The organism is Neobacillus sp. CF12, from assembly GCF_030348765.1.
In the GTDB taxonomy this organism is placed as follows: domain Bacteria; phylum Bacillota; class Bacilli; order Bacillales; family Cytobacillaceae; genus Neobacillus.
The window spans coordinates 2,066,496-2,079,314 of the sequence record NZ_JAUCEU010000007.1 but is presented as its reverse complement, the minus strand read 5'-3'; the positions used below and the strand labels follow the sequence as shown (position 1 = coordinate 2,079,314).

The window sequence follows — 12,819 nt, the reverse complement described above, 5'->3', positions numbered from 1 at the left end:
ACATCTGGATTTTCGTAATTGAAAGGAGTAGTAAAATGGTTCATTTTGGGCGAGTTTCAACTGCCATGGTAACACCTTTTGATAAAAAAGGTCATATTGATTTTTCGAAGACCACTCAATTAGTCAATTATTTAATAGAGAATGGTACGGAATCTCTTGTTGTCGCTGGGACGACTGGTGAATCGCCAACACTATCAAAGGAAGAAAAATTGGCATTATTTGACCATGTCGTGAAGGTGGTTAAGAAAAGAATACCTGTAATTGCAGGAACAGGCAGCAATAATACCTACGCTTCCGTGGAACTTACTCGAAAAGCTGAGCAACTTGGTGTGGATGGTATTATGGTGGTGGCACCTTATTATAATAAACCGAATCAAGAAGGTTTGTATCAACACTTTAAGTCTGTTGCAGCTGCCACTGCTCTGCCTGTGATGGTTTATAATATTCCAGGAAGAGCAGCGGTAAATATTCATCCCGAAACCATTATTAGGCTGTCCCAAGTCTCTAATATCGTTGCTGTTAAAGAAGCAAGCGGTGACCTAAATGCTATGACCCGCATTATTGCAAATACTGACAGTGATTTTGATCTGTATAGTGGCGATGATGGAATGACCATCCCGGTTCTGTCTATTGGCGGGGTAGGAGTGGTTTCTGTTGCCTCCCATGTGATTGGGAACGAAATGCAAGAGATGGTGATGGCCTTTTTAGAAGGTAACAATGCAAAGGCGGCAAGTCTACACCAACAGCTTCTTCCGCTCATGCAGGGACTCTTTGCGGCTCCAAGCCCCGCTCCTGTTAAAACGGCTCTCCAGGTTAAAGGACTCGATGTAGGATCTGTAAGATTGCCACTAGTCCCATTAACGGAACAAGAACGGTCAACATTAAGTAAATTATTAGTATGATTATGCAATGCCAATCGATAAAAATCGGTTGGCATTTTTTAATTTCTAAACATTTCCCTCTCACTTATTTTCCTACAATGGTAAAAACAACTAAATTTGGTTGTAAAGGTTTTCATGTTTCAAGTATAATAAGCATAACTGATTTCGATCGGGCAATATTTGGAATGTCGAAGCCCTCTAGTGAAAAGTGCATGAGCTAGACAATCAACATAGGAGGAAACGGAAATTGATAAATAGAAAAAATAGTTCCATTAAGATTATAACGCTTGGTGGTATTGGAGAAATCGGAAAAAACATGTATCTTGTCGAAGTGGACAAGGATATTTATATCATTGATGCCGGGCTAATGTTCCCCGAGGATGAAATGCTTGGCATTGATATCGTTATTCCAGACATCAGTTATTTGACTGAAAACAAGGAAAGAGTAAAGGCGGTATTCCTAACACATGGTCATGAAGACCATATCGGTGCCCTTTCCTACCTTCTCCGCCAAATGGACATACCTGTTTACGGAACAAAACTTACCCTCGCTCTCGCAAACGCAAAGCTGAAAGAGCAGGAGTTTAGCGGGAAAACGAACTTTATTGAAATAACTTCGGATAGTATTGTACAAATGAATTCCGTTGAGGTGAGTTTCTTCCGAACAAATCACAGTATTCCCGATTCAGTTGGGGTTTGTGTTCATACTTCAGAAGGCAGCATTGTATATACCGGAGATTTTAAATTTGATCAAGCCGCTACAAAGCTGTATAAACCTGAAATAGGAAAAATGGCTGCAATCGGAGAAAATGGTGTACTATGCTTACTTTCAGATAGTACAGAAGCAGAGAAACCTGGATACACTACTTCTGAGGCAATTGTTGAGCGGGAATTATCAACTGCATTTTATAATACACGTGGAAGAATTATTGCAGCATGCTTTGCCTCTGACATAAACAGAATTCAGCATATATTTGATGCTGCTAGGGATAATGGCCGTAAAGTAGCAGTCGTTGGTAAAAGCCTTGAGAGAATCTATCATATCGCACTAGATTTAGGCTATTTAGAGGTGGAAGAAGACCTTATTGTCCCTGTTAGCGAAATAAATAACTATGAAGACAAGCAAATCGTTGTTTTGATGACAGGAAGTCAAGGGGAACCGATTGAAGCCCTTCAAAAGATGGCTAAACAAACTGCGAAATATGTAAATATCCAGCCGGGGGATACTGTATTAATTGCTGCTTCACCTCTAAGGGGAAGTGAATTATTGATCTCTAGGACCGTGGATATGCTTTTTAGGGCAGGAGCTAATGTTATTTCAGGAAAGAGAACAATACATGTTTCCAGTCATGGAAGTCAAGAAGAATTAAAGTTTATGATTAACTTAATGAAACCAAAGTTTTTTATTCCAGTGCACGGGGAATATCGAATGTTAAAAGCCCATCGGAAACTGGCACTTGATTGTGGAATTTCTGATGAGAATATTATTATTCCAGACCGTGGGGATATAGTAGAATATAAGGATGGAGTATTAACTATTAGTGGGAAAGTACCATCCGGGAATGTTTTAATTGATGGTATCGGTGTCGGTGATGTTGGAAATATTGTTTTACGTGATCGAAGACTTTTATCTCAAGATGGTATTTTAATCGTAGTGGTAACATTAACACGTCAGGATAAGAAGATTGCTGCCGGCCCAGAAATTATTTCACGAGGATTTGTCTATGTTCGTGAATCAGAAAAATTAATGGATGAATCAACAAAATTAGTTCGAGAAATCGTGCAAAAGAACATTTCTAAAGATTCCTTTGAATGGTCCAGTCTTAAGCAGGATGTTAGAGATGGATTAAACCGGTATTTGTTTGAGAAAACGAAAAGAAGACCTATGATCCTTCCGATTATTATGGAAGTATAAATAGGCTAAGAGAGGCATTGGGGAACCAATGCCTTTCTTTATTTTGTGCATGATTATTCCATTTATCTAAGAATGAAATTGTTTCATAGGTTAATACTAACGTTATCATGCGTGAAGGGAGACTTATGATGAATAAGGATAGACAACAAAACGAAGCTGGAAATCAGGAAGGGCAAGAACCTCAAAAAGAGGAAAAGCCTTCTTCTTTAATGGAAAAAATACAACAGCTGGGTCAAACGAATGTACCTCAGCTATCTTCTGATTCAAAAATCCATTGTTTAACGATTATCGGCCAAATTGAGGGTCATTTAGCGCTGCCTCCACAAAATAAAACTACAAAATATGAACACTTGATTCCTCAATTAGTAGCGATAGAACAAAATCCCAAAATAGAAGGAGTACTGATCATCCTAAATACAGTTGGCGGAGATGTGGAGGCCGGCTTGGCGATATCTGAAATGTTGGCCACACTCTCAAAACCAACGGTATCGATTGTCTTAGGTGGGGGGCATTCAATAGGAGTGCCAATAGCAGTCTCCTGTGATCATTCCTTTATTGCCGAAACGGCTACGATGACAATTCATCCCATCCGCTTAACAGGTCTCGTAATCGGGGTTCCGGCAACATTTGAATATTTAGACAAGATGCAAGATAGAGTTGTCAACTTTGTAACCAAGCACTCAAAGATTACGGAAGAGAAATTTAAGGACTTAATGTTTGCAAAAGGAAATCTTACTCGTGACATAGGGACAAATGTAATTGGTCCAGATGCTGTGGAATATGGATTGATAGATGAGGTTGGTGGACTTGGACCAGCAATGAAGAAACTTAATGAATTAATTGAACAATCTAAAGTTGAGGGCGGAGGGCTGATTCAATGATTCTGTATACGACGATGCCACAAGAATTAATCTTTCCGACTGATTCAGACTCCTTTGCTAGACAACAAACTGTAACCTATCAAGGAGTATCACTCTTAGTCGAACTGTCTGATGCCCAAAACGTTCAAGTGGTACGTATATTAAGCAGTGATCCGCAACATTATTTAGATGAGCGCATATGCCCTGGTACTAAAATTTCTTGTGCCAGCATTGAAGGATTGTCCGCAAACTAGTAGGAAATTATGGTATAATCAGGATACGAAACTAGGAGCAGCCACTGTGGGCTGCTTTCTTCCTTTTATGGGTAATTAGGCTTTGTTAAAGATACATGTTGATTTTCGCGGAAGGCACGAAGACTCCTCGAATGCTATCGCATTTTCTTCGTGCGTGGGCAGATTCGAGGAAGTAATTCAATGTCCTGCGGGAGGACGGGGCTGGGAGACACCACAGGCGCAAAAGTGCCGAGGAGGCTCCCCGGACCGCCCGCGGAAAGCGAAGTGCCTGGTGACAGGCAAAAATCGCCTGTCCCTGCGGCGAGTATTCGTAGATGCTTTCCTTAATGGAGCGAAAATCAACAGACAAATTTAACAAAGCCTTCCATTAAAGCATTCATACATATGTTTGATAATGCAAAAGGTTGCTAATGATAGTACTACACTTTTATAGACAGGTGATTAGATGGCAAAGAAAAAGAGAAGATCAAAAAAGAGAGATAATCATTTAAAACAAACCGTTCAATTTGAGCTTACAGCGCTAGCATTATTAGCGCTAGCTATTATTTCAATTGCAAAATTGGGAGCCGTAGGTGAAGCAGCAGTATTATTTTTCCGTTTTTGGATGGGGGAATGGTATATGCTAAGTTTGATTGGTCTTGTGATCTTAAGTGTGTATCTGATGTGGAAACGGACAATACCTTTTATCTTTCATACAAAATTAATTGGCACTTATCTTATCGTTTCTTCTATTTTGCTTTTAAGCCATGTAACACTTTTTCATTTACTAACTAATGATGGGAATTTTAAAGATCCTAGTGTCATTAGTAATACATGGGAAATATTTATGATGGAAGTCAAAGGGGAAACGAGTACAATCGACCTTGGCGGAGGAATGATTGGTGCTGTTCTTTTTGCAATGTTTCATTATCTCTTTGCTGAAACGGGTACAAAGATTATTGCATTTATCTTTATTTTAATAGGCTTTATTTTACTTACAGGTAAATCATTTGGAGATTTTATTGCTAAAGTAGGAACGACGATAATTGAATTTTCAAAGGGACAGTGGAATGCCTTTAAATTGGATGTCGAAGAATGGAAGCAGAAAAAACAGGAGCGCAGGGAAGAAAAAAGAATACAACAGCAACGGGAACGAGAGAACCGTGCAGCAGCAGCATCTGTTCAACCAGAAATCAATCCTCCCTTACAAAATGTCCAGGATGAGTTCGTGACACCTGAACCTCTTATCTCCAGCTTTGCAGATCGTGCATATTCTGACGAAGAGCCACAAAAAGCAAAACGAAGGAAAGAGGATTCAAAGCATAAAGGAAATGAACAAAAAATACCAGAAGAAGATTCCACGCCGCCAATTACCTTTACAGAAGTGGAGAATGTAGCATATGAATTACCGCCGTTAAGACTCCTTAAGCTGCCAAAGAAAACGGATCAGAGTGGGGAATATGAATTAATCCATGCAAATGCAGCTAAACTTGAAAGGACTTTTCAGAGTTTTGGAGTGAAGGCACGTGTGACTCAAGTACATCTTGGTCCAGCTGTTACAAAATACGAAGTTCACCCTGATGTTGGAGTGAAGGTTAGTAAAATCGTCAGTTTAAGTGATGATCTAGCATTAGCACTTGCTGCTAAAGATATACGAATTGAAGCCCCTATTCCTGGAAAGTCTGCTATAGGAATTGAAGTTCCTAATTCAGAGGTGGCAGTTGTATCCTTACGAGAGGTACTAGAAGCAACACAAAATAATAAACCAGAATCGAAACTGCTTATTGGTCTTGGCAGAGATATTACTGGGGAGGCTGTACTGGCTGAATTAAATAAAATGCCGCATCTACTTGTAGCCGGTTCAACCGGAAGTGGGAAAAGTGTATGTATTAATGGTATTATTACCAGCATATTAATGAGAGCTAAGCCTCATGAAGTAAAATTAATGATGATTGATCCAAAGATGGTTGAGTTAAATGTCTATAATGGAGTACCGCACCTTTTAGCACCTGTAGTAACAGATGCTAAAAAAGCATCGCAGGCTTTGAAAAAGGTTGTAAGTGAAATGGAAAGACGCTATGAACTGTTCTCTCATACCGGAACACGTAATATAGAAGGGTATAATGACCATGTTAAAAGGCATAACGTGGAAGAGAATGACAAACAGCCTCTATTGCCATATATTGTTGTGATTGTAGACGAGTTAGCTGATTTAATGATGGTAGCCTCTTCAGATGTAGAGGATTCCATTACTAGACTTGCACAAATGGCTAGAGCTGCTGGTATTCACTTGATTATAGCTACACAGCGTCCATCAGTAGATGTCATCACAGGTGTTATTAAAGCAAATATTCCTTCAAGAATTGCTTTTGCGGTTTCAAGTGCAACGGATTCAAGAACCATCTTGGATATGGGCGGTGCTGAAAAACTGTTAGGCAGGGGAGATATGTTATTTTTACCGGTTGGGGCTTCAAAACCAGTTCGGGTGCAAGGAGCTTTTCTTTCTGACAATGAAGTAGAGGACACAGTAAATTTTGTTATTGGACAGCAAAAGGCTCAATATCAAGAAGAAATGATTCCAGATGAAATAACGGAGGCAGTCGGTGAGGTTGACGATGAGTTATATGGTGATGCAGTGGATTTGGTGATAGAAATGCAAACAGCTTCCGTTTCAATGTTACAACGTCGATTCCGGATAGGCTACACGAGAGCGGCACGTTTGATAGATGAAATGGAAGCACGAGGGATTGTTGGTTCATATGAGGGAAGTAAACCACGAGCAGTTTTACATTCAAAACCAAATGAAGAAGTGAATTAAACCTAGAGCCTTTTTGGGCTCTTCTTTTTTTACCATAAATTACCTAAATATTCCAATGTTATATAGACAACTATAAATTATAGCAGATTTCCGAGTAAAAAGACCTATTATTTTTGACAATTTTCGACATTCTGGCTTTTTTCGACAAAATGTTGAAATTCTATTTCCATATGCAAAAAAAAATGTTATATTATTTTCGATTAGTAGGAATGATTATACATCAGATGTCTGATGTCTTAAGAAAGAGCTGGAGGTACCCGCATGTCTATTAAGCTAGATAACCGACATTTATACCTACAAGTTATCGATCGGTTAAAACAAGATATCGAACTAGGAGTTTACAAAGAAAAAGAAAAGCTTCCATCCGAATTCGATCTTGCCAAACATCTTGGAGTAAGCAGAGCAACACTTCGAGAGGCATTACGCATACTTGAAGAAGAAAACGTTATCATTCGTCGCCACGGTGTTGGGACATTTGTTAATTCTAAGCCGCTGTTTACCTCAGGGATCGAACAACTAAATAGTGTTACAGATATGATATTTCAGGCGGGGATGAAACCAGGAACAATCTTTTTAAGTTCATCAACTGTTGGAGCTACTGAAGAGGACATTCGTCGTTTCTCATGTTCTGCAAATGAGGAAATTGTGATCATGGAGCGGGTTAGAACTGCAAACGGGGAACCTGTTGTGTACTGTATCGACAAGGTACCTGAAAAAATCTTGCCAGAGACATTTTCACATGGAGAGGAATCAATTTTTTCCATTTTGGAAGAGGAGGCAAACCGAAAAATTACATATGCGGTTGCTCAGATTGAACCAATTGGTTATCATGAGAAAATTTCCCCAATTCTAGAATGTGAACCAGAAACTGCATTGCTCGTTTTAAAGCAAATGCATTTCGATGAAATGGATGAACCAGTCCTTTTTTCGGTAAACTACTTTAAAGCAGATAAATTTAGTTTTCAGGTATTAAGAAAAAGGTTTTAACCTTGACCCATACTTAAAACAGAAAAAATCTGCTATTTAGTGCATTTCTACTAAATCAAAAAACATATATAGGGGGTCTTTTCCTTGAAAAAGCGCAAAATTGGTATGGCGTTATCGCTTGTACTTGCTGCAGGAACACTATTAGGTGCTTGTGGTAAAGCTGATGACAAAAACGAAGGTGCTACAGGTGGTAACAAAGAAGAAGAAAAACCATTTACAGTTGCGATGGTTACTGACGTTGGTGGAGTTGATGACAAATCTTTCAACCAATCTGCTTGGGAAGGTCTTCAAGCTTTTGGTAAGGACAACAATTTAGAAGAAGGAACAAAAGGATATACGTACCTTCAATCTAAATCTGATGCTGACTACTCAACGAACCTTAACACACTTGCACGTCAAGATTTTGGTTTAGTTTACGGTATCGGTTTCTTAATGCAAGCTGCAGTTGACGAGATTGCACAACAACAAAAAGAAACTAACTTTGCAATTATTGATGCAGAAGTTAAACAGCCAAACGTTGCTAGTGTTCTATTTAAAGAGCAAGAAGCAGCATTCTTAGCTGGTGTTGCTGCAGCGATGGCAACAAAAACTGATCATATTGGATTTATCGGTGGAATGGAAATCCCAGTTATCGAGCGCTTCGAAGCAGGATTTTTAGCTGGAGTTAAAGCTGCGAAACCAACAGTTAAAGTTGACGTACAATATGCTGGTGCATTTGATAAAGCAGAACTTGGTCAAACAATCTCCTCTAAAATGTATTCTTCTGGCGCAGATGTTGTCTTCCACGCAGCTGGTGGAACTGGTAACGGATTATTCAAAGAAGCTGGCGACTTGAAGAAGAAAGATCCAGCACGAGAAATTTGGGCAATCGGTGTAGACCGTGACCAAAACGACATGGGACCAGAAGTAGTTCTTACTTCAGCACTTAAGCGTGTTGACGTAGCAGTTAAAGACTTAGCTACAAAAGCTAAAGAAGGTAACTTCCCAGGTGGAGAAGTTGCATTATACGGTCTTGAACAAGATGGTGTAGGTGTAGCACCTATCAATGATAAGGTTGCTAACAAAGCTGATATTGAAAAGGCAGTGCAAGATTGGGTAGAAAAAATTAAATCAGGGGATATCACAGTTCCTGGAACTCGTGCTGAACTTGAGAAATTTACTGTAAAATAATTAACTTAAATAAGCGGGATATGTTACTCCCGCTTATTCTTAATTTAAAATCTTAACTGAAGTGTAGAAAATGTTTTCTACCTTTCATTTAGGATTTAAGTAGGGAGGATATCCCTTTTTTTAAAAAATATTAAAAGTCTGACCTCTTACTACTGATGAATAATTTTACCTTATTATGGGGAGTGAAATAAATGGATTATGTAATTGAAATGCTCAATATCCGTAAGGAATTCGGTGGATTTGTTGCGAATGACAACATTACACTTCAGTTGAAACAAGGAGAGATTCATGCTTTACTCGGTGAAAATGGTGCGGGTAAATCAACTTTAATGAACGTCCTTTTTGGATTATATCAACCTGAAGCCGGAGAAATCCGTGTAAAAGGAAAACCAGTGAACATTTCAAATCCAAACATTGCAAATGATCTAGGAATTGGAATGGTGCATCAACACTTTATGCTTGTAGATACATTTACCGTCACCGAAAATATTATTCTAGGTAAAGAAATAACATCTGCAGGACGTATTGACATTAAGAAGGCTGAACAGGAAGTTCGTGCCATTTCTGAACGTTATGGACTATCTGTTGATCCTCAAGCAAAAATCTCTGATATTTCTGTGGGAATGCAGCAAAGGGTAGAAATCCTAAAAACGCTATACCGTGGTGCTGAGATTCTAATTTTTGACGAACCATCTGCTGTACTTACACCTCAAGAAATTAAAGAATTAATTCAAATAATGAAAACGCTTATTAAGGAAGGTAAATCCATTATCCTTATTACCCACAAGCTGAAAGAAATCATGGAGGTTTGTGATCGTTGTACGGTTATTCGTAAAGGGAAAGGGATTGGAACTGTAAATGTAAATGAAACAAATCCTAATGAGCTTGCAAGTTTAATGGTAGGTCGTGAAGTAACTTTTAAAACAGAAAAGAGTCCTGGAAACCCAAAACAGGAAGTTTTTGAAGTTAAGGATTTAGTAGTAAAAGATACTCGTGGTGTTACAGTTGTTAATGGTTTAGACTTGTCAGTTCGCGCAGGAGAAATTGTTGGTATTGCCGGTGTCGATGGAAACGGCCAATCGGAATTTATCGAGGCCATTACTGGACTGAGAAAATCAGAGAGCGGCAGTGTGAAGTTAAATGGTAAAGAACTAGTAAATCTTTCACCGAGAAAAATAACTGACACAGGCGTTGGTCATATTCCTCAAGACCGTCACAAACACGGCTTAGTGTTAAACTTCCCAATTGGGGAAAATATGGTGTTACAAACTTATAACAAAAAACCATATTCTAAAAATGGTATTTTGAACTTTAAAGAGATTTACAATAAGGCTAGAAACTTAATTGAAGAGTTCGACGTTCGTACACCAAGTGAGTATGTGCTAGCACGTGCATTGTCTGGTGGAAATCAGCAAAAAGCGATTATTGGACGTGAGGTTGATCGAGATCCAGATCTACTAATTGCGGCACAGCCAACCCGTGGTTTGGATGTTGGAGCGATTGAATTTATCCATAAACGTTTAATTGAACAACGTGATAATGGGAAAGCTGTCTTATTAATTTCATTTGAGTTAGATGAAATTATGAACGTAAGTGACCGTATTGCCGTTATTTACGAAGGGAAAATTGTTGCTGTTGTTAATCCTAAAGAAACGACTGAGCAAGAGCTTGGATTATTAATGGCTGGATCGAATAGAAAGGAAGCGGGTGAAGCAACAAATGTCTAAACGCTTAAGGGGAATTATTACACCAGTTATTGCCGTTTTATTAGGTATTCTTGTTGGAACAATTATTATGTTAGTAAGTGGATATAATCCAGGTGCTGCTTTTACTGCATTATGGAATGGTGCTTTTGGTGACGTTTATTATATGGGAGAAGTCGTTAGACAATTTACCCCATATATTTTAGCTGGTTTAGCCGTTGCTTTTGCTTTCAGAGTTGGATTATTCAATATTGGGGTTGAAGGGCAATTTATTGTCGGATGGCTTGCTGCTGTATGGGTTGGGGTTGCATTTGACCTGCCAAGAGTGATTCACTTGCCGCTGGCAATCATCGCATCTATCGTTGCTGGAGCAATTTGGGCGTATATCCCAGGTTTATTAAAAGCTCGCTTCCGCGTTCACGAAGTAATCGTTACGATTATGATGAACTATGTTGCACTTCATGTTACTAACTACATTATTCGTAATGTATTATCAGATAATGGAGATAAAACAGAGCTTGTAAAAGAATCAGCAACATTACGGTCAGAATGGTTCCAAGAATTAACAGACTTTTCACGACTTCACTGGGGAATTTTTATAGCAATTATATGTTGTTTCATTATGTGGTTCTTATTAGAAAAAACAACTAGAGGTTTTGAATTAAGAGCAGTAGGATTTAACCAGCATGCAGCACATTATGCTGGTATGAATGTTAATAATAATATTGTGTTATCAATGGTTATTTCCGGTGCATTTGCTGGTTTAGCAGGAGCAATGGAAGGACTAGGTACGTTTGGATATGCAGCTGTTAAAGGTGGATTTACTGGCGTAGGTTTCACCGGTATTGCGATTGCGCTATTAGGAGCTAACACTGCACTTGGGGTATTCTTCTCTGCCATCCTCTTCGGTATTCTAGAAGTCGGTGCTTTAAATATGCCTCTTGAAGCTGGCGTTCCAAATGAACTTGTAGACATCATCATTGCCCTAATCGTATTCTTCGTTGCGGCGAGTTATATGATAAGAGTTATACTAGATAAGTTCAGTAAAAAGGGGGTGAAGTAAGTGAGCTTAATGGATATTTTGATGATTGTCGTTCCATCCACTCTTTTATGGGCTGCTCCACTTCTCTTCACTGCATTAGGCGGTATTTTCTCAGAACGTTCTGGGGTTGTAAATATTGGATTAGAAGGATTAATGGTTATTGGTGCATTTACGGCAATTGTTTTTAATTTAACGTTTGTTGAAACCTTCGGAAGCTTAACACCATGGATTGCTATCTTTGTTGCTATGGCTGCCGGTGCGATATTCTCGATTTTACATGCGGTTGCGGCAATTACATTCCGTGCTGACCATACAGTTTCCGGGGTAGCTATTAACTTACTCGCTTCTGGTTTGACTTTGTTCCTCGTTAAACTTATTTATGATAAAGGTGAAACAGGAATTATCAGTAAAGGATTTAATAAAATTGATATACCAGTTTTAAAAGATATACCTGTTATTGGTGAAATATTTTTCCAAAACACGTATTGGACTTCATTCTTTGCGATTTTAGTAGCTGTTATTGTTTGGTACGTCATCGCTAAAACACCATTTGGACTTCGACTTCGTTCAGTTGGTGAACACCCAATGGCTGCTGATACAATGGGTATTAACGTAACAAAAATGCGTTATCTTGGTGTCATTATATCTGGTGCTTTAGCAGGTATTGGCGGTGGTGTTTATGCACAATCCATTACTTCAAACTTCAGCCATTCAACCATTAGTGGACAAGGCTTTATGGCACTCGCAGCAATGATTTTTGGTAAATGGCATCCACTTGGTTCACTTGGTGCTGCAATATTCTTTGGTTTTGCACAAAGTATCAGTATTATCGGTTCAAGTTTGCCTTTCTTGGAAAATATTCCAAATGTATATCTATTAATTGCTCCATATGTGTTAACCATCTTAGCGCTAACAGGTTTTATTGGCCGCGCAGACGCTCCAAAAGCAAGTGGAACACATTATATCAAAGGAAGCAGATAAATTTCCCACCAAACCCTCGGTACAATCAACCGAGGGTTTTTTGTTGATAAATTTTACAGCATTTAACTTTGTTAGATTGGAGCGGAAGGTGCGAGACTCCTGCAGGAGTAAGGGGCAGGGGAGACCCCGCAGACGCTTTAGCGTCGAGGAGGCTCCCCGGACATCCTGCGGAAAGCGAAGCACCTGGAGCGCAAATCAGCAGGTAACTTTAACAAAGCAAATCTTAAAA

The 12,819-nt window shown here is 39.0% G+C and carries 10 protein-coding genes; all 10 read left to right on the top strand.

Annotated elements, in window-relative coordinates; translation table 11 throughout:
• Positions 1-35: 35 nt before the first annotated feature.
• The 10 genes from dapA (at position 36) to QUG14_RS09615 (ending at position 12,590) form a co-directional block, all read left to right on the top strand.
• Positions 36-902 carry a 4-hydroxy-tetrahydrodipicolinate synthase gene (gene dapA / locus QUG14_RS09660; RefSeq protein WP_289340301.1) on the top strand — a complete coding sequence of 289 codons (867 nt, stop codon included), beginning with the start codon at positions 36-38 and terminating at the stop codon, positions 900-902.
• 226 nt (positions 903-1,128) lie between these two features.
• The gene (locus QUG14_RS09655; RefSeq protein ID WP_289340300.1) at positions 1,129-2,796 is read left to right on the top strand and encodes a ribonuclease J; all 1,668 of its coding nucleotides are present in this window, start codon (positions 1,129-1,131) and stop codon (positions 2,794-2,796) included.
• Between the two features lie 128 nt (positions 2,797-2,924).
• Entirely contained in the window at positions 2,925-3,677 is a 753-nt protein-coding gene (locus tag QUG14_RS09650; RefSeq protein WP_289340299.1) for a ClpP family protease, read from the top strand.
• On the top strand, positions 3,674-3,910 hold the full coding sequence (locus QUG14_RS09645; protein WP_289340298.1) for a YlzJ-like family protein: 237 nt from the start codon (positions 3,674-3,676) through the stop codon (positions 3,908-3,910). Before QUG14_RS09650 ends, QUG14_RS09645 begins: the two co-directional genes overlap by 4 nt.
• Positions 3,911-4,355: 445 nt before the next feature.
• Positions 4,356-6,707: an FtsK/SpoIIIE family DNA translocase gene (locus QUG14_RS09640; RefSeq protein ID WP_289340297.1), complete on the top strand. Its 2,352-nt coding sequence runs from the start codon at positions 4,356-4,358 to the stop codon at positions 6,705-6,707.
• 261 nt (positions 6,708-6,968) lie between these two features.
• Complete coding sequence (locus QUG14_RS09635) at positions 6,969-7,694, top strand: GntR family transcriptional regulator (protein ID WP_095247628.1); 726 nt, start codon at positions 6,969-6,971, stop codon at positions 7,692-7,694.
• A gap of 84 nt (positions 7,695-7,778) precedes the next feature.
• Entirely contained in the window at positions 7,779-8,864 is a 1,086-nt protein-coding gene (locus QUG14_RS09630; protein WP_289340296.1) for a BMP family lipoprotein, read from the top strand.
• 191 nt (positions 8,865-9,055) lie between these two features.
• The gene (locus QUG14_RS09625) at positions 9,056-10,591 is read left to right on the top strand and encodes an ABC transporter ATP-binding protein (RefSeq protein WP_289340295.1); all 1,536 of its coding nucleotides are present in this window, start codon (positions 9,056-9,058) and stop codon (positions 10,589-10,591) included.
• The gene (locus QUG14_RS09620; RefSeq protein ID WP_289340294.1) at positions 10,584-11,630 is read left to right on the top strand and encodes an ABC transporter permease; all 1,047 of its coding nucleotides are present in this window, start codon (positions 10,584-10,586) and stop codon (positions 11,628-11,630) included. Before QUG14_RS09625 ends, QUG14_RS09620 begins: the two co-directional genes overlap by 8 nt.
• Positions 11,631-12,590, top strand: a complete 960-nt coding sequence (locus tag QUG14_RS09615; RefSeq protein WP_289340293.1) for an ABC transporter permease — start codon at positions 11,631-11,633, stop codon at positions 12,588-12,590.
• The last annotated feature ends 229 nt before the right edge of the window (positions 12,591-12,819 follow it).